This is a genomic window from Kushneria halocnemicola, from assembly GCF_965650455.1.
GTDB lineage: Bacteria > Pseudomonadota > Gammaproteobacteria > Pseudomonadales > Halomonadaceae > Kushneria.
Genome location: NZ_OZ287968.1, coordinates 1,612,915 through 1,631,142, shown reverse-complemented (window position 1 = coordinate 1,631,142; position 18,228 = coordinate 1,612,915). Strand labels below are relative to the sequence as shown.

Below are 18,228 nucleotides of genomic sequence, written 5' to 3'. Positions count from 1 at the left end.
GATGAGGGACACATGCAGATACTGATCCATTTGAGTTTTGCCATTCTGGCCATCTCCATGGTGCTCTGCTTCGTGCGCCTGGTGATCGGCCCCAGCCTGCCGGATCGCGTTGTGGCACTGGAGCTTTTGTCGATGATCATCGTCGGGATCATCGGGACACACGCGCTTCAAAGCGATGAAGCCAGCTTTCTGGATGTGGCCATCGTGGTGGCATTGATGTCCTTTCTGGCGGCTGTCGGATTTGCCCGCTTTCTGGAACGTGGAGGCCGCCGGGATGATTGAATTATTGCAGGGCTTTTTGCTCCTGGTGGGTTCTCTTTTCATGCTGATTGCCGCGCTTGGCATTGCACGACTGCCGGATCTTTTGACCCGCATGCACGCCTCTACCAAGGGCGCATCGCTTGGGGTCATGCTGCTGATGGCGGCCGTGGCGCTGCATTTTCTGGAAGAGGTCGTGTTCGCTCGAACGATCGCCATCACTTTTTTTGTACTGTTGACGGCGCCGGTGGCCGCGCACGCCATCGGTCGTGCCGGTTACTTTGTCGGCATCGAGCTCTGGAAGGGCACGGTCAAGGATGAGCTGCGGCCCAACTACAATCCGTTGAGCCATCGGCTCCACAGCGGTTTGAAAAAGACCACGAAAGGGGCCGACAACACCAACGTGCAGCATGACGGCAAAAGCGAGGGGGGCAAGGGCGACTCCGACACCAGAGGCTGATATATCCTCACACGCCGGGCGTTGTTATGCTGTTGCCATCATTTTCTGAATATTGAAGCCGTCATGCTGTCTGGAAAAAAACTGGCAACACTGCCTTGGCTTTTGGGTATCGCCGGCCTGGTCCCCTTTATCGGTCTGGCAGCGGTCGTCCTGCTTGCCGTACCCGGATGGCAGGCTTTCGCGCTTCAGGCCTTTCTCTATTACAGCGCGGTCATTCTTTCGTTTCTGGGCGGGGTCCACTGGGGCGTGGCGATGAGCGTGGACCATGAGGGCAGCCATCACTTCAGTTCTCGGATGTTGGTGGCCATGGCACCTTCGTTGCTGGCCTGGCCGGCGCTAATGCTCGCGCCCCGCTTTGCGCTGCTGGCGTTGATGACGGGGTTTTTACTGATTCGCTTGTATGAAGCGCAATCCGACAGCGTCGAGCGGCTGCCGCCATGGTATACGTCACTGCGCACCCTTCTGACGGTTGTGGTGGTGGTGGCGCATTTGTCCATCGTGTTGCTGATGACGCTGACGTGATTTCCAAACAGGCCGGCAGCACTGATTGATACGCTGTTGTAACAATATGTCTTAAATCAAGCTGAAATGAATTCGGCAGGTTTAATACCGATACTGTGTTTAATTGGTTCTGTATGAAAGCAGGCGCCTCCATTTAATAATGAGAGGCGCTTTTTGTATGGCCCTTCCTACAACATCTCATTCTTTTATTTTCTTTGGCTGACACTCTTTGGCGAGCTTGCCGTGTAGTGAAAAATCATGGCTGTTTCGGCACAACATATGATCGTTTCATTTGTCTATTCTCGGTTGCACAACGCAATAAATGCCGTCGAGAAATCATGGTAACTAATATCGTTTTTATATTAATTACCAGAAGTGTCGGACCGGTCACCGAAGACAAATATTCCCTCAAGCCGCGGCCGTTTTTATATAGCACCATGGGTCGAGTGTACGGGATCAAGGGATAAGCAATCATGCAGACAGTTATTGTCACCGGGGGGGCCGGTTTTATCGGCTCCGCACTGATACGTCATCTGATCGCCAACGACACGTGTCGTGTCATCAACGTCGACTGTCTGACCTATGCCGGGCATACCGCCACGCTGCGCGATATCGATCAGGACCCTCGCTACTGCCTGGAGCAGGTGGATATTCGTGATCGTCCGGCGCTTGACCGGCTGTTTTCACAGTACCAGCCGGATGTTGTAATCCATCTGGCGGCGGAGTCTCACGTCGACCGCTCCATCGACGGCCCGGCTGTTTTTATCGATACCAATATCGTGGGTGTCTTCAACCTGCTGGAGGCCGCGCGCAGCTGGTATGAAGGGCTTGAAGGCGAACAGCGCGAACGCTTTCGCTTTCACCATGTTTCAACGGATGAAGTGTTTGGTGATCTCTCACCGGAGGCCGCGCCCTTCAGTGAGACCTCTTCCTACGCGCCCAGCTCTCCCTACGCGGCCAGCAAGGCCAGTGCCGACCATCTGGTGCGCGCATGGCAGCGTACCTATGATCTGCCCACTCTGATCACGAATTGCTCGAACAACTACGGTCCGTGGCATTTCCCGGAAAAGCTGATTCCGCTGGTGATTCTCAATGCCATGCAGGGGCGTGATATCCCGGTTTACGGGGAAGGCCACCAGATCCGTGACTGGCTGTTTGTCGAGGATCACGCCCGCGCGCTTCATCTGGTCATGACGCAGGGCAAAATCGGGACCAGCTACAATATCGGCGGTCACGAAGAGCGTCGCAATATCGATGTCGTCACAACCATCTGTGATGTGCTCGAGCGTCTGGGCGTGCCGCATCCGGAAGGTGTAAGTCGCTTCCATGATCTGATCACCCACGTGGCCGACCGCCCCGGTCATGACCGCCGCTACGCCATCGATGCCTCTCACATCGAGCGCGAGCTTGGCTGGCGTCCGCAGGAGAGCTTCGAAAGCGGTATCGAAAAGACCGTGCAATGGTTTTTGAACCACGGCGACTGGTGTCAGGGCGTTGAAAACGACCAGACCCGCCAGCGTCAGGGGCTGAGGGCAACCGCATGAAAGGCATTATTCTGGCAGGTGGCAGCGGTACCCGGCTGTATCCGCTGACGCTTGGGGTCTCGAAACAGCTTCTGCCCATTCACGACAAGCCGATGATCTACTATCCGCTGTCGATTCTGATGCTGGCCGGTATCCGGGAAGTGCTGATCATTACCACGCCCGATGAGCAGTGTCTGTTCCAGCGCCTTCTGGGCAATGGCGAGCGCTTTGGAATATCGATCGAATACGCCGCGCAGCCCAGCCCCGATGGCCTGGCGCAGGCGTTTATTATCGGTGAGTCGTTTATCGGCAACGACAGTGTCTGCCTGATTCTGGGCGACAACATCTTCTACGGGCACGGGGTCGTTCCGCGGCTCAAGCGTGCCGTCGAACGCGGTACCGGTGCCACGATCTTTGGTTATCAGGTGCGTGACCCCGAACGCTTCGGCGTGGTGGAGTTCGACAGTGAGCAGCGTGTGCTGTCGCTGGAGGAAAAACCCAGCCAGCCGAAGTCGCGCTACGCCGTGACCGGTCTCTACTTCTACGACAACGATGTCGTGGACATTGCCCGTGGCGTCAAGCCTTCTCAGCGAGGCGAGCTTGAAATCACCAGCGTTAACCAGGCCTATCTGGAGCGGGGCGATCTCAATGTCGAACTGCTGGGTCGCGGTTTTGCCTGGCTCGATACCGGCACGCATGAAAGCCTGCTGGAAGCCGCGCAGTTCGTTGAAACCATCGAAAAGCGTCAGGGCTACAAGGTGGCCTGTCTCGAGGAGATTGCCTGGCGTAACGGCTGGATCGACAGTGACGCCCTGATGGCGCAGGGCAGGGCGCTGGAGAAAAACGGCTATGGACAGTATCTGATTTCGCTGCTGGAGCCGACATGATTCCCTTTACGCGGCCCTTCCTGCCACCGGAAGCGGACTACCAGCATTACATCAACGACATGTTTTCGCGCCAGTGGCTCACCAATCACGGGCCACTCGTGCAGTCTTTCGAGCAGCATCTGCAGACGTTTTTGGATATCGAGCACTGTCACTTTGTGGCCAACGGTACGCTCGCGCTGCAGCTGGCTTTCAAGGCGCTGGCGCTGAAAGGCGAGGTCATCACGACACCGTTCTCCTTTGTGGCGACGCTCAATGCGCTGCTGTGGGAGGGGCTGACGCCGGTATTTGCCGATATCGATCCACAGACGCTGACCCTTGACCCGGCGCGGATCGAGGCGGCGATCACGCCCGACACTTCGGCCATTCTGGCCACGCACATCTATGGCCATCCCTGTGATGTAGAAGCCATCGAGGCCATTGCCCGCCGCCATGGGCTGAAGGTGATCTACGACGGCGCGCATGCCTTTGGATCGACGCATCTCGGCCGCAGTCTGCTGGATTATGGCGATATCAGTATCACCAGTTTCCACGCCACCAAGCTCTTTCACACCATCGAAGGGGGCGCTCTGTTTACCCGCGACGGTAAACTGAGCGAGCGCATTGCCTCGCTGCGTGCCTTCGGGCAGGTGGGCGGTGCCGGCATCAATGCCAAGGGCTCCGAGGCCCACGCCGCCATGGGGCTGGCGCTGTGGCCATGGCTTGATCACATTCTTGAAAGTCGAGCCAGCATTGCCGGGGTCTACAATCGCTGGATCGACGGGCGCGACCTGGCGGTCTCACGGCCGACCCTGCCCGACGGTGCCGGGATCAACCATGCCTATTACCCCGTACTGCTGCGCAGTGAGGCGCAGCTGGAGAGGGTTGTGGCCTACATGGCCGAGCAGGAGGTCCATCCGCGCCGCTATTTCCATCCCGCGCTTAATCGTATCGCAACGTCGGATAACGCTGTGGTCGACATGCCCGTAGCCGAAGATATCGCCTCAAGGGTTCTTTGCCTGCCCAATTTCGTGGCCATGACCGGTGAGGATGCCGAACGGGTCATGCGCCATCTCGAAGATGCCCTGCTACTGGAGACCGCATGAGTCAGGATGCCCCCGAACTTGCCTTTCATCGCCACCGCGACCGTGCGCTGTCGCCGGAGGCGTTTTTACGCTTTATCGAGCAGGTCGAGAAAGAGTTCGAGCCGCCCCTGTCAGAGCAACATCATCTGCCTGACTACGCTGACAAGCTGTTGCGTCTGGCCGAGATCGATTACGTGCTCGATGGTGACAAAGTCGTGGCGGCCATCGCCTGCTATGCCAATGACCATGAGCACTATCAGGCCTATGCCACCTTCTTTGGTGTGCTGCCGGACTATCGCGGCAGCGGCATCGCCAGGCCGCTGCTGTCGAAGGGGATCGAATCCTGTCGGCAGGCCGGCATGCACGACCTGAGAGCCAGGACCTGGCATCGCGGCAAAATCCTGGCCTTCTATGAGGACATGGGGTTCGTGATCGATCGGGTGGAAACCAATGAGTGGGGCGTCGAGTCGCTGCAGCTGATCATGGCGCTCGGGAATCGACCCGATAACGCCGGCTCGCATCATGCACCGTAACGACGGCGACTTTCACAGGGAGAATTCATGAACGTACTGCTGTCCTGCGTTGGCCGGCGAGGCTATCTGGTGGACTATTTCCGCGAGGCGCTCGCCGGGCAGGGGCGTGTTATCGCAGCCAATAGTGATCCCCTGACCGATGGCATGTGGCGTGCCGATCGGGCCTATGAGGTGCCCGGCGTCAACGATGCAGGCTATATCGACGCGCTGCTTGATATTGCGCAGAAGGAAAAGGTTGAGCTGGTGGTGTCGCTTTTCGATATCGATCTGCCTTTTCTCAGCGCCGCCCGGGATCGATTTGCCGCGCGCGGCATTCGGGTTGCTGTCCCGGATGAGGCGGTCGTGGATATCGCCAATGACAAATGGCGTACCCAGATATTTTTGCAGGAACACGGCTTTGATGGCCCGCGCACCTGGGCGTCACTTTCATCGGCGCTGGAGGCTGTCAACGCCGGTGAGGTACGCTGGCCGCTGTTTGTGAAGCCTCGCTGGGGCATGGGGTCCATCGGGGTTCAGGTGGCTCGTGATGCTCAGGAGCTGAGCTTTTTTCATGAACATACCCGCCGCGCCATTGCCCGCAGCTATCTCACGCTGATGGAAGATCGCGTTATTGAAAAGGATGGCCGCGGCGACGTGTTGATTCAGGAAGGCATTGCCGGGCAGGAGTACGGGCTCGATATCTTCAACGATTTTGAGCGCCGCCACGTGATCACCACCGTCAAGCGCAAGGTGCGAATGCGCTCGGGTGAAACCGATGTGGCCGAGGTGGTGGACATGCCGGCACTGACGAAGCTGGGCGAGCGCCTGGGGCGCCAGCTTGGGCATGTGGGTAATCTGGATGTCGATGTCATGGTCAGCGGCGACCGTCTGGCCGTGATCGAGTTCAACGCCCGCTTTGGCGGCGGCTATCCCTTCTCGCATCTGGCCGGGGCCAACTACCCTGAAATGCTGGTGCGCCTAGCCCGGGGAGAGCCGGCGGCACCTGCCACGGCCCGCATCGGGACCTTCGGGCTCAAGGCGCTGGTCCCCATGCAGGCGCCCGAGCCCGAAAAAAACGTTTGATCAACATGACCCGCGGTTTCGTTTGACAGGAGTACGTCGTGTCGGTCAAGGCCAATGCGCTTGCCAACTATGCCGGTCAGCTTTACACCACGCTGATCGGTATTATCGTTTATCCCTTCTATCTGGCCTGGATGGGCGAGGAAGCCTACGGTCTGGTGGGCTTTTTTATCGTATTGCAGGCCTGGCTCAATCTGCTGGATATGGGCATGTCGCCCACCCTGGCCCGTGAAACGGCGAGGGCGGCCACGCATCAGGGCGAGCAGTGGCAACAGCTGCGCGGGCTGGTGCGAAGCCTTGAGATTGTTTTTCTTGGGCTGGCGGTCGCCATGGTCGTGTCAATCACGCTGGGCAGCGACTGGATTGCCAATCACTGGCTCGAGGTCGACACGCTGTCACGCGAGGAGGTGGCCTGGTGCATCGTGCTGATGGGTTTCATGATCGGTATGCGCTGGCTGGCATCATTATATCGAAGCGGCATTCAGGGACTGGAGCGCCAGGTGTCGCTGAACGTGGCCAACGTCGTGATCGCTACGTTCAAGTTCGTTGGCGTATTGCTGATTTTGCAGTTCGTCAGTACACAGCCCAGCGCCTATTTCGAATACCAGATCGCCATTGCGCTGCTGGAGCTTCTGGTGATGGGCGTCATGTTCTATCGCCTGCTGGGCGGGCGCGAACGGTGGCAGGGGTTTTCATGGGCCGTGGTGCGTCCGGTGCTGCCCTTTGCCGGCGGCGTGGCCTACACCGCCGGTATCTGGATATTGATGACGCAGCTCGACAAGCTGTTGCTCTCGTCGTTTCTGCCGCTGTCGGAATATGGCTACTTTACCCTGGTCGTGGTCGTGGCCAACGCGATCATGACGCTGACCATGCCGATCAGTCGCGCCCTGATGCCGCGCATGACCGGGCTGCTGGCCAGTCAGGAGGAGGCGCAGATGCTGCGTCTCTACCGGCGTGCCTCCCAGTTCATCGCGGCCACGCTGCTGCCGGTGGCCGGTATGGTGGCCCTGTACGGGGGCCAGCTGCTGTATGCCTGGACCGGCAACATGGAAGCGGCACAGTGGGGTGCTCCCATCCTTCTGTGGTATGCGCTGGGCAACGGCCTGCTCGCCATCGGTGCCTTTCAGTATTACCTCCAGTACGCCCACGGCAAGCTGCGACTGCATGTCATCTATAACACGGTGTCGGTGCTGATCGTGGTGCCGGTGGTCGTGGTGGCGGCCTGGCAGTGGCAGGCGATCGGTGTCGCCGTGGCCTGGTTTGGCTTTCGCCTGCTCTCGTTTGTGTCATGGACGCCCTTTGTACATTCAAGGTTCGCACCGGGCATTCATGGTCAGTGGATGACCCGAGACATTCTACCCTGTGCGGTCGCCACGGCGCTGATGCTGCTGTTGTATCAGTGGCTTGATCTGGCGCTCTGGTCGCTGCCCAGACCCTGGATATTTGTCAGTCTGATGGCCATGGGTATCGCCATCCTGCTGGTCAATGCCGTCGTCTCCTCGGTAGGAAGGGACATGATCATTCGCCGTTTGCAGGAGAGAAAGCATGACCGCGCTACCCACTGAAGAGATGCTTGTCCGGCAGTGGCCTGTCGGTGCACAGACGCCGGAGGTCAGCGTCATCTGCACAACCTTCAATCAGGCAGGCTATATCCGGGAGGCCATCGAAGGCTTTCTGCAACAGAAAACGGATTTCTGCTTTGAAATCATCATCCACGATGATGCCTCCACCGATGGCACCGCCGCGATCGTTGACGAGTATGCAAAACAGTATCCGCGGGTTATCCGGGCCGTATTGCGTGATGAAAACCAGTATCAGAAAGGGCGTCGCATCATGCCGATGGCGGCAGGCTTTGCCCGAGGCGAGTATCTGGCGCTGTGTGAGGGTGATGACTTCTGGTGCGATGAACAAAAGCTTGCCCGCCAGTATCGGGCCATGCAGGCCAGACCGGACATCGCGATCAGCTATCACAACGTGATGCGTCGTGGTCCCGATCAGGAGAGCCTGCATATCGAGGCGCAGGACAGCCGCAACCACGAACGCGTGGTATCGCTCGACGAGCTGCTGGTCCACACCGGCGACTATTGCCCCTCACCCTCGCTGATGCTGCATCGAGGTGTGCTGGAGCGCCTGCCCGAATGGTTTTATACCACGGCGCCGGTGGGGGATTTTTACCTTCAGGTGCTGGCGGCCCGGCCGGCCGGGGCGCTTTATCTGCCGCATGTCATGGCGGTCTATCGCACTCAGGCCCAGGGGTCATGGTCCCAGCAGCAGCGTCAGCTGGAAGACGATCAACGCTATGCCCGTCATCAGGACTTCATGGCCCGTCATGCCGAATGTATGGGGTATCTGGCCAATCAGCTCGACGCCTCCCACACACCGGCCATAACGCTTGCCATGGCGCGGCGCTGGTATTACGCCTCGGTAGAATATCTTCAGGCGGGTCGCTATCGCGGCTTTCGTGATGCGATTGCCTCAAGCATGCATCAGCAGGCCATCTCCACGCCTCAGCGGCTGCTGTTTGCGCTGCGTCGCACCCCTCGGCTGGCAAGCCGTCTGATGGCGATGCGTCATCAGTATCAGCGACGGCGTCGCTCGACGGACCGCGCCTGACAGGGTCGCAGAGCCGACACTAAAGGCCCCTGAAGCCTGCTGGGTTCAGGGGCCTTGTCAGTACCGGATCAGACCGTCGCCATCTGCGTTTTTTGATGCTCGCGCAGCGCATACTTTTGAAGCTTGCCGGTCGAGGTTCTGGGCAGCGACGCCTGAAACGTGACATGCCTTGGCACCTTGAAATGCGCCATGTGCTCACGACACCAACTCAACAGTTCGGCGTCACTGGGCCTGTCGGTATCGGATATCGGCACCACGAAGGCGTGTGGTGTCTCCCCCCAGAAATCATGCGGTCTGGCGATCACGGCGACTTCACGCACGGCGGGGTGACCCATCATGATCTCCTCGATTTCGATCGACGAGATCGACTCGCCGCCCGAGATGATGATGTCCTTGGCGCGATCGCGAATCTCGATATAGCCGTCTTCGTGCATGACGGCGATATCCCCGGTGTCGAGCCAGCCCCGGCCCATGACGTCCCGCGTGGCGTCAGGGTTTTTGATATAGCCCTGCATGATGGTGTTGCCGCGCAGCATGAGGTGTCCAAGCGACCGGCCATCGGCGGGGACATCTTCGTGGGTCACCGGATCCTTCAGAGCAACCCGTTCGATGGCGAAGGTGCCCACACCCTGACGGATCTGAAGGCGGGCGCGCGCGTCAGGTGTCAGTGATGACCACTCGGGCTGGAACTGACAGACCAGCGAGGGGCCGTAGGTTTCGGTCATGCCATAAAGATGCAGCACGTTAAAGCCCAGCGCACTCATGCGGGCAATCGTTGTGGCATTGGGCGGGGCGCCGCCGGTGGCCAGCATGACCGGATGGGGCAGTGGTGTAGCGGCTTCGGGGCGGTCGAGCAGCATGGTCATGATGATGGGGGCAGCGGCCATGTGCGTGATGCCGCGGGTATGAATCATCTCCAGTACCCGGGCCGGTTCGACCCGGCGCATGCAGACATGCGTGCCCCCGGCGGCCGTAACGGCCCAGGTGTGGGTCCAGCCGTTGCAGTGGAACATGGGCAGGGTCCAGAGATAGACCGTGCGCTCATCCATCTTCAGCGTCAGCGTATTGGACAGAGCGTTGAGATAGGCGCCGCGATGACTGTAGATCACGCCCTTGGGATTGCCCGTGGTGCCCGAGGTGTAGTTCAGCGCGATGCAGTCGCGTTCGTCACCGACCGGCACGGGGGTACACGCCGTGGCGGCTGCCACCAGCGATTCATAGTCATGAAGGGTCGGCTGCTCCCAGGCCGGGGCATCGTCACTGCCTTCATCGATCTCGATCAGTACCGGTGCGGGGGAGGTCAGAAGCGATAGCGCCCTGGCGACCGTCCTGCGAAGGCTCTGGTCAAAAATCAGTACGCGCGTTTCGGCATGCGCCATGATGAAGGCAATGGAGGCGCCATCGAGTCTGGCATTGATGGCATTGAGAATGCCGCCGGCCATCGGCACCCCATAATGCGCCTCCAGCATGGCCCTTGAATTCATGCCAAGGGTCGAGACCACATCCCCCGGGGCGACCCCCAGCGTTTGCAGTGCGCCGCCAAGTTTTAGACTGCGCCGATAAAACGCCTGGTAGGTGAGCGTCACGTCGCCTTCTACAACCGCTGGCCGGTCCGGATGAACCCGAACGGCACGTTCCAGAAAACTGGTGGGTGAGAGAGGGACGTGATTGCTTTCCCCGCCAGGCGGGCATGACGATGACGGTGTTGCGCAAGAATTATTCAATGCCATATCTCCACGAGACCATAAGTATACTTTTTTATTTTTTTAATGAGTTTTAAATCAAATAAGAGGTGTCGGGTATGACAGTCTCGAAAATGCAGTTCAGTATTTAATACGGTCGATAATGATGGCGTGTTAAACAAATTAAGTTTGAATTAACAAGCTCATGTTTTCAGTCCTACAATATAAACACGGACTCGGTGAATTTTTATTTTGTACAAACAACATGGTCGATACGGCACATTTCAATGGGATAATACGTCGTAGGTTGAGTGTTGTTATTTGTTATCTTTTTTTTCGAGCGCATGCATCGTTTATGTTTAATATTGAATATAACGATGCTTCGTTATTTATAAGTTGTTTTGCAGGTTTGATGCTGGAGTCGTGATGACAGTCGATATTGAAAGGCGGCTGCGCCTGGAAGGTCAGGTAGCGCTGGTCACGGGCGCCGCCAGCGGGTTGGGGGCACATTTCAGCCAGGTACTGGGCCACGCCGGCGCATCATTGATGCTGACCGGTCGCCGTCGCGAGCCGCTCGAGGCGCAGGCCGCCGAGCTGCGTCATCGGGGCGTCCGTGTATGGGTGTGCGCCATGGACATTCGAAATGACGAGGATGTACAGCGTGCGCTGGCAACGCTTTCGCAGGAGGCAGGGCAGGGCCCGGATATCGTGGTCAACAACGCCGGCATTACCGATACCACGGCGGCGCTTGCGCGCGACATGGACGCCTGGACCGACATCATCGATACCAATCTCAACGGCGCCATGCGCGTATCAAGGGCCGTTGCCACGAACATGCAGTCGCAGGGTCGGCGCGGTGCGATCGTCAACGTGGCCTCGATTCTCGGGCTGCGAGTGGCCGGGCACGTGGCGGCCTACAGCGCCAGCAAGGCCGGATTGATCCAGCTCACCAAAAGTCTGGCACTTGAGTGGGCGCGCCACGGCATTCGGGTCAACGCACTGGCGCCGGGCTATATCGACACGCCGTTGAACCATGACTTTTTTCAAAGTGAACAGGGCCAGCAGTTGATTCGACGCATCCCCCAGCGGCGTCTGGGCGCCCCCGAGGCGCTGGACGGCCCTCTTTTACTTTTATGCAGCGATGCCGGCAGCTACATGACCGGCAGCGTGCTCACGGTCGACGGCGGCCACATGGTCAGCTCGCTTTAACGCCTGTTTCCCTACCTGTCTGGATATCACATGGATTTTTCACTCCCCCGGGACATTGAACAGTACCGCCAGCGCATCGCCGCCTTCGTTGAAGAGCGCATCATGCCGCTGGAGAAGGACCGCGCCAATTATGATGAGCACGAAAACATCGTTGATCATCACCTTCAGCGCCTGCGCGGCGAGGTAAAAGAGGCCGGACTCTGGTCGCCGCAGATGCCCCGTTACCGCGGCGGCATGGGGCTTTCGATGGTGGGGATGGCGGCCTGCTATGAGGCCATGAACCGCTCCATCTTCGGTCCGGTCTGCTTTAACGCCGTGGCACCCGATGACGGCAACATGATGGTGCTTGAAAAGGTGGGGACCGACGAACAGAAAACGCGCTGGCTCCAGCCGATCGTCGATGGTCGCGTCCGCAGTGCCTTTGCCCTGACCGAGCCGCATCCGGGCTCCGGCTCCGACATGGCCGGCATGATGCAGACCCGTGCCGAGCGTCGCGGTGACCGCTGGGTCATCAACGGCCACAAGTGGTTCATTACCGGTGCCGGGCTCGCCGAGCATTTCATGCTGGTGGCGCGAACCAGCGACGATGCGCGCAAGGGCCTGACGGTCTTTTTGTTTCATCGTGACCAGCCCGGCTGGGAGATCAAGCGTCGTATCCCGATCATGGGCCCCGAAGAGCATGGCGGTCACTGTGAACTGGTCTTTGACGGGCTGGAAATTCCCGACGATCAGGTGGTGCTCGGGGTCGGCGAGGGCATGAAGGTCGCCCAGATCCGCCTGGGCCCGGCGCGTCTGACCCACTGCATGCGCTGGCTGGGGCTGGCCCAGCGGGCCATGGAAGAGGCGCTGGGTCATGTCGAGATGCGCCAGGCCTTCGGTGCCGCGCTGGCCGATAACCAGAGCATCCAGACAATGCTGGGTGAAGTGGCCATGGAGATCGAAGTAGGCCGGACGCTGGTCATGAAGGCCGCCTGGGCGCTGGATCAGGGCAGTTTTGCCCGCAAGGAAGTCAGCATGGCCAAGGTCGCGGTTTCCAACGTGCTCAACAAGGCGGTGGATGTGGCCATTCAGGTGCATGGTGCCAAGGGTTACTCCCAGGACACGGTGCTTGAATGGATCTATCGCTACGCCCGTCAGGCCCGCATCGTGGACGGCGCCACCGAGGTTCATCAGATGCTGCTGGCGCGCATGCTGCGCAGCGAGGGCAACGACTTCTGGCAGTGGGAGGTGGCCGGTGAATGATACCGATTCGGCCCTGAGTGACTGGCTTGCGCAGCAAAGCAGCGCCGAAAATGTGGTCATCAGGGCCCAGCGGCGCCTGGGCGGCGGCGCCGTGCAGGATAACCGCTTGCTGGACGTCATGGTGACCGGGGGGAGCATGGCGGGAGAGCAGCGCTGGGTGCTGCGCAGCGATGCCAGCGCACCGCTGGCCATCAGTGCCAGTCGTGAGGAGGAGTTTGCGCTGTTCGAGCACGCCTGGCGTCATGGGGTTCGTGTCCCCGAACCGTTATGGATGTGTCACGACGAGTGCGTTCTGGGTCGGCCTTTCATGATCATGCGTCATGTCGAAGGCGCTGCTTCCCCGCGGGAGCTGGTGGCCCGGGCCGACGACGGCGCGCTTGAACCGCTGGTAGAAGCGCTGGGCGCGGAGCTGGCGCGTATTCATGCCCTGCCACTGCCTGACCAGGCGGCCCATCAGCAGGGCAATGCCGATGAAGTAACCCGCCAGCTGGCGGACTATCAGGCTCGACTGGCCCGTCTGGATCAGCCGCAGCCGGTACTGGCGTGGGCGCTGCGCTGGCTGGCGCGGCATCCGCCGACGCCCTCACGCACCGTGCTGTCACACAACGATTTTCGCACCGGCAATCTCATGGTTGACGGCGACCGGCTTGAGGCCGTCCTCGACTGGGAGTTTGCCGGGCCCAATGACGCTTTCGCCGATATCGGCTGGTTCTGTGCCCCTTGCTGGCGCTTCGGTGGTTCAGGGGAAGCCGGCGGTCTGGGTTCGATCGAGGCGTTTTTGCGCGGCTATGAACGTGGTGGCGGTGAACGCCCCGATCGCGGGCGGCTCGATAAATGGATCATTCTGGCCACGCTGCGCTGGGCCGTGATTGCCCTGGAGCAGGGCGCCCGTCATGACAGCGGCGTGCAGCCCGATCTGGAGCTGGCACTGACATCGCATCTTCTGCCCGGGCTGGAGCTCGATCTGCTGCGTCTGATTCCGGTGGATGAGGCGGTCGACCCGGCGCGCCTGCCGCGCTCAAGCGAGGCCGATGCCAACGCTCAGGACTTGTCCGGTGCCTGGGAGACTCTGTCGACGCTTAACAGGGACGCGCGCGCCTTGATGGAAATCACGCGCCAGACGCTCAAATCGGAGGTCATTCCCGCACTGGAGGGGGATGCGCGGCATTCGGCCCTGATGGTGGCCAATGCGCTGTCGATTATTGCCCGCCAGCAGTACCAGGGGGTGTCCATCTGGGGGCAGGTTCGGGAGACGCTATCGGATCAGCTTTCCCTGCCGATGGAAGACGATTCGCCCCATGCCGCCGCACAGGCGCTGGTCAACGAAATCCACAGCGGCGAGCGTGACGACCCGGAGGCCTTTGAAGCGCTGCGCCATCTGCTCCGAGAGGACGCCCTGGCGCGCGCGCGTATCAGTCAGCCACGGGCCGCACAGCAGTAGCCGTGGAGAGACATGCAACGCATATGCCTCGATCGTTCGGCCCGGCATCGACTGTCTAGAAAAGACGTGACAGCAAGGAGACCACCGCCGTCTCGACTCTTAGAATGCGCGGGCCGAGATGGATGCCTTCAAAGCCCATGGCCTGCAGTCTCTCTACCTCATAGGGGATAAACCCGCCTTCGGGGCCGATGGCCAAGGTTATGGGCTGACCCATGGGCAGTCCGCGCGGGCAGCTCTCGCCGATGCCGGGGTGGGCCAGCAGCGCCCGGTGGCCTGCAAGCGCCTCGGGCAGCTGATCTTCGATAAAGGGTTTGAAACGCGGCTGCAGATCCACCACCGGCAATATCGTATCGCGCGCCTGCTCAAGACCCAGGCGCAGATGCGCCTCGATACGTTCGGGCTGAAGCTCGGGCGACTGCCAGTAGCTTTTCTCGACTCTGGCAGTATGCAAAAGCGTCAGTCGCTTGACCCCCATGGTAGCGATGTTCTCCAGCGAGCGGGCCAGCATGCGCGGGCGCGGCAGAGCCAGCAGCAGATGCACCGGCAGCGGCGGCGGCGGGGCATCGTCGAGATGGATCACCTCGAACAGGGCGCGGTCGTTGTCCAGTTCAAGCAGACGTGCCCGCCCGATGCCGTCACCCGTCATTCCAATCGTTAATTCTTCGCCGGGCGTGGCCCGATGTATCTCGTGAAGATGACGCAGGCGTCGACTATCGTGGATACAGGCCCGACCGGGGGGTACGAGGTCGTCAGGCGTGAGCAGCAGCAGATTCATGATGTCGTATTTCCAGGCGCAGACGGATCGAAAGGGCGGCGATGATAGCGCAGCTTCCCCGGGCGGACGAGGCGTTCGCTTTCTGACATAATGCGCCCGACACGCGCCCGGGCAGACGGGAAACTGGCTTGAACCATGATGCAGGAAAGCTTCGGCATGAAGGTACTGATGATTGGCGGCGGTGGCCGCGAACACGCGCTGGCGTGGAAACTGGTACAGTCACCGCGGGTGGATGAGGTGCTACTGGCGCCCGGCAATGCCGGCACCGCGCGTGAGCCCGGTCTTCGCAACATCGATGTTGCCGGCGGCGATATCGAAGGGCTGCTGGCCATCGCGCGCCGGGAAGCGGTAGCACTCACCGTGGTCGGCCCGGAAGCGCCGCTGGTGGCCGGCGTCGTCGACCGGTTCCAGGCTGAAGGGTTCAGAATCTTTGGGCCGAGCGCGGCGGCCGCACGGCTTGAAGGCTCCAAGGCCTTCAGCAAGGATTTTCTGGCACGTCACGATATCCCGACCGCACGCTATCAAAGCTTTACGGAAGTGGCGCCGGCGCTGGCCTATCTTGAGTCGCAGGGGGCGCCGATCGTGATCAAGGCCGACGGCCTGGCGGCCGGCAAGGGCGTGATCGTGGCAATGGACATGGCCCAGGCGCGAGCTGCCGTTCAGGACATGCTGGAAGACAACGCCTTTGGCGATGCCGGTGCCCGGGTCGTCATCGAGGAGTATCTCGACGGCGAAGAGGCAAGCTTTATCGTCATGGCGGACGGTCATCACGTGCTGGAAATGGCCACCAGTCAGGACCACAAGCGGGTAGGCGACAACGACAGCGGTGCCAACACCGGTGGCATGGGGGCCTACTCGCCGGCGCCCGTGGTGACTGAAAGCGTGCGCCAGCGCGTCATGCGCGAGATCATCATGCCGACCATTCAGGGCATGAAGGCCGACGGCCATGCCTATACGGGTTTTCTCTATGCGGGTCTCATGATCGATGATCAGGGCGCGCCGCGCGTGATCGAATACAACTGCCGCTTTGGTGACCCCGAAACCCAGCCGATCATGCTGCGATTGCAGTCCGATCTGTACGAGCTTTGCGAGGCCGCCATTGATGGCAGTCTTGATCATTATCAGTGCCAGTGGGATATGCGCTCGGCAGTCGGTGTGGTCATGGCGGCAAAGGGCTACCCGGACAGCTACCGCAAGGGCGATGTCATCACGGGATTTGACGCAGCCCGGGCGCTTGGGTGTCACGTCTTTCATGCCGGTACCCGCGAAAGTGAAAACGGTGCTGTCGTGACGTCCGGCGGGCGTGTGCTGTGTGTGACGGCGCTGGGCGAAGACGTGAAGGCGGCGCGCGATCTGGCCTATGAGGGCGTGGCGGCCATGGCGTTTGAAGGCGGGTTTTATCGCCATGATATCGCCGCTCGTGCCATCAACCGGTAGCGCCACGCGCCGGGTCCCTTGATACCGGGTCGATGTCGATAACAACACCTTGATCTGATCTGCAGCTCAGGAGGCGCCATGTCACGCGAGCATCCCGTGATTGCCATCACCGGCTCGTCCGGCGCAGGAACCACTACCGTGCGGCGCGCCTTCGAGCGCATGTTTTCCCGCAAGGGGATCAAGGCGGCCTTTGTGGATGGTGACGCCTTTCACCGCTATAGCCGTGAAGATCTGGCGCGCATCTTTCGCGATGAGCCCGAGCGGAAAAATGAGCTGTCGCACTTTGCGGTCGAGGCGAACCTGCTCGACCGCCTGGAGCGCTTGTTTGCCGAATACGGCGAACACGGCATGGGCACCTATCGCCACTATATTCATGCCGAAGACAAGCGCATGCTGGAGGCCGGCTATCATGTCGGTACCTTCACCGAATGGCAGCCCCTGCCTGCCGGCACGGATCTATTGTTCTACGAAGGACTGCATGGCGGGCTGGTGTCGTCTCATCACGATCTGGCGCAGCATGTTGATCTTTTGATCGGGGTGACGCCGACGGTCAATCTCGAGTGGATTCAAAAGATCGACCGCGATATCAACATGCGCGGTCATTCCCATGAAGCCGTGGTCGATACGATTCTGGGGCGCATGCAGGACTACGTGCGCTATATCGTGCCGCAGTTTTCCCGCACGCATATCAACTTTCAGCGTGTGCCGACGGTGGACACCTCCAACCCTTTCGAGCCGCAGGCGATTCCCTCGGACGCCGAATCCTTCGTGGTCATTCGCTTTCGCGACCGCGACAGCGCCGATTTTCCCTACCTGCTGACCATGCTGTCGGGGGCCTTCATGACGCGACCCAATACCCTGACGGTGCCCGGGTCGCAGATGCCGCTGGCCATCGAGCTGATTCTGGAGCCGCAGATCGAGGCGCTGCTGGCGCAGCGGCGCTTTCGATAGGCGCTCCGGCGTCGATGATAACGATCCATTTCCGACAAGGGAGGTTTCATGTCCACGATCTTTTCCAAAATCATCAATCGCGAGATCAAGGCCGATATCGTTTATGAAGACGATGACGTGCTGGCGTTCAACGACGTCAATCCCCAGGCGCCGGTGCACGTTCTGATCATCCCCAAACGCGAGATTGCTACCCTCAACGACCTGACCGATGCAGATGCCGAAGTGGTCGGCAGGCTGCATCTGGCAGCGGCGAAAATCGCCCGCGACAAGGGGATTGCCGAGGAGGGCTATCGCGTGGTGATGAACTGCAATGACAAGGGCGGCCAGAGCGTCTATCACATTCATCTTCATTTGATGGGCGGGCGCCAGATGAGCTGGCCTGCCGGCTGAGCCGTCCGGTTCACCGCAGAAAAGCGCCTGCCGCCATGGCCGCAGGCGCTTTTTCATGTCCGGTCGTTGCCTTTGATGGGAGGCGGGGTTCATGACGACCGCGCCGTCGTGGTGCGTCAGTCACCCTGATGGCGCACGACAGGGTCGCAACAAGGCAACGCAGTGATCGGTAGATACAAAAAAAGCGCGTTAGGGTGCTGCCGGCT

Annotated in this window: 18 protein-coding genes; 16 read left to right on the top strand and 2 right to left on the bottom strand. The window is 60.2% G+C overall.

Annotated elements, in window-relative coordinates:
• The first annotated feature begins 12 nt into the window (after positions 1-12).
• From ACS92L_RS07515 to ACS92L_RS07470, 10 genes are all read left to right on the top strand, one after another.
• Positions 13-282, top strand: a complete 270-nt coding sequence (locus ACS92L_RS07515; protein WP_438768188.1) for a monovalent cation/H+ antiporter complex subunit F — start codon at positions 13-15, stop codon at positions 280-282.
• A complete protein-coding gene (gene mnhG, locus ACS92L_RS07510) occupies positions 275-718 on the top strand; it encodes a monovalent cation/H(+) antiporter subunit G (RefSeq protein ID WP_438768187.1) in 444 nt (147 codons plus the stop codon). The genes ACS92L_RS07515 and mnhG overlap by 8 nt, the downstream gene beginning before the upstream one ends.
• A gap of 63 nt (positions 719-781) precedes the next feature.
• Positions 782-1,240, top strand: coding sequence for a DUF3429 domain-containing protein (locus ACS92L_RS07505; protein ID WP_438768185.1), 459 nt, complete (start codon positions 782-784; stop codon positions 1,238-1,240).
• A 452-nt stretch (positions 1,241-1,692) separates the two neighbouring features.
• Positions 1,693-2,763 (top strand): dTDP-glucose 4,6-dehydratase, encoded by a 1,071-nt coding sequence (rfbB, locus tag ACS92L_RS07500; protein WP_438768183.1) that lies wholly within the window; start codon positions 1,693-1,695, stop codon positions 2,761-2,763.
• Positions 2,760-3,629, top strand: a complete 870-nt coding sequence (gene rfbA, locus ACS92L_RS07495) for a glucose-1-phosphate thymidylyltransferase RfbA (protein ID WP_438768181.1) — start codon at positions 2,760-2,762, stop codon at positions 3,627-3,629. Before rfbB ends, rfbA begins: the two co-directional genes overlap by 4 nt.
• The gene (locus tag ACS92L_RS07490; protein ID WP_438768179.1) at positions 3,626-4,711 is read left to right on the top strand and encodes a DegT/DnrJ/EryC1/StrS family aminotransferase; all 1,086 of its coding nucleotides are present in this window, start codon (positions 3,626-3,628) and stop codon (positions 4,709-4,711) included. The genes rfbA and ACS92L_RS07490 overlap by 4 nt, the downstream gene beginning before the upstream one ends.
• A complete protein-coding gene (locus tag ACS92L_RS07485) occupies positions 4,708-5,223 on the top strand; it encodes a GNAT family N-acetyltransferase (RefSeq protein WP_438768177.1) in 516 nt (171 codons plus the stop codon). Before ACS92L_RS07490 ends, ACS92L_RS07485 begins: the two co-directional genes overlap by 4 nt.
• 27 nt (positions 5,224-5,250) lie before the next feature.
• Entirely contained in the window at positions 5,251-6,285 is a 1,035-nt protein-coding gene (locus tag ACS92L_RS07480) for an ATP-grasp domain-containing protein (protein WP_438768175.1), read from the top strand.
• A gap of 38 nt (positions 6,286-6,323) precedes the next feature.
• The gene (locus tag ACS92L_RS07475; RefSeq protein WP_438768173.1) at positions 6,324-7,847 is read left to right on the top strand and encodes an oligosaccharide flippase family protein; all 1,524 of its coding nucleotides are present in this window, start codon (positions 6,324-6,326) and stop codon (positions 7,845-7,847) included.
• Complete coding sequence (locus ACS92L_RS07470; protein WP_438768172.1) at positions 7,828-8,895, top strand: glycosyltransferase family 2 protein; 1,068 nt, start codon at positions 7,828-7,830, stop codon at positions 8,893-8,895. Before ACS92L_RS07475 ends, ACS92L_RS07470 begins: the two co-directional genes overlap by 20 nt.
• 68 nt (positions 8,896-8,963) lie before the next feature.
• On the opposite strand, the gene ACS92L_RS07465 is transcribed toward ACS92L_RS07470, so the two are convergent.
• Positions 8,964-10,625, bottom strand: coding sequence for an AMP-binding protein (locus tag ACS92L_RS07465; protein ID WP_438768170.1), 1,662 nt, complete (start codon positions 10,623-10,625; stop codon positions 8,964-8,966).
• Between the two features lie 378 nt (positions 10,626-11,003).
• Between ACS92L_RS07465 and ACS92L_RS07460 the strand changes: the two genes are divergently transcribed.
• The 3 genes from ACS92L_RS07460 to ACS92L_RS07450 are packed head-to-tail and all read left to right on the top strand — an operon-like array spanning position 11,004 to position 14,469.
• On the top strand, positions 11,004-11,786 hold the full coding sequence (locus tag ACS92L_RS07460; protein WP_438768168.1) for an SDR family NAD(P)-dependent oxidoreductase: 783 nt from the start codon (positions 11,004-11,006) through the stop codon (positions 11,784-11,786).
• Positions 11,787-11,816: 30 nt separating this feature from the next.
• Entirely contained in the window at positions 11,817-13,028 is a 1,212-nt protein-coding gene (locus ACS92L_RS07455) for an acyl-CoA dehydrogenase family protein (RefSeq protein ID WP_438768166.1), read from the top strand.
• On the top strand, positions 13,021-14,469 hold the full coding sequence (locus ACS92L_RS07450; protein ID WP_438768164.1) for a phosphotransferase: 1,449 nt from the start codon (positions 13,021-13,023) through the stop codon (positions 14,467-14,469). Before ACS92L_RS07455 ends, ACS92L_RS07450 begins: the two co-directional genes overlap by 8 nt.
• A 55-nt stretch (positions 14,470-14,524) precedes the next feature.
• On the opposite strand, the gene ACS92L_RS07445 is transcribed toward ACS92L_RS07450, so the two are convergent.
• Positions 14,525-15,244 carry a 16S rRNA (uracil(1498)-N(3))-methyltransferase gene (locus ACS92L_RS07445; RefSeq protein ID WP_438768163.1) on the bottom strand — a complete coding sequence of 240 codons (720 nt, stop codon included), beginning with the start codon at positions 15,242-15,244 and terminating at the stop codon, positions 14,525-14,527.
• A gap of 156 nt (positions 15,245-15,400) precedes the next feature.
• On the opposite strand from ACS92L_RS07445, the gene purD reads away from it, so the two are divergent.
• The 3 genes from purD (at position 15,401) to ACS92L_RS07430 (ending at position 18,022) form a co-directional block, all read left to right on the top strand.
• A complete protein-coding gene (gene purD / locus ACS92L_RS07440; RefSeq protein WP_438768437.1) occupies positions 15,401-16,681 on the top strand; it encodes a phosphoribosylamine--glycine ligase in 1,281 nt (426 codons plus the stop codon).
• A gap of 78 nt (positions 16,682-16,759) precedes the next feature.
• A complete protein-coding gene (locus tag ACS92L_RS07435) occupies positions 16,760-17,632 on the top strand; it encodes a phosphoribulokinase (RefSeq protein WP_438768161.1) in 873 nt (290 codons plus the stop codon).
• A gap of 48 nt (positions 17,633-17,680) precedes the next feature.
• A complete protein-coding gene (locus tag ACS92L_RS07430) occupies positions 17,681-18,022 on the top strand; it encodes a histidine triad nucleotide-binding protein (protein ID WP_438768159.1) in 342 nt (113 codons plus the stop codon).
• Positions 18,023-18,228: the final 206 nt, after the last annotated feature.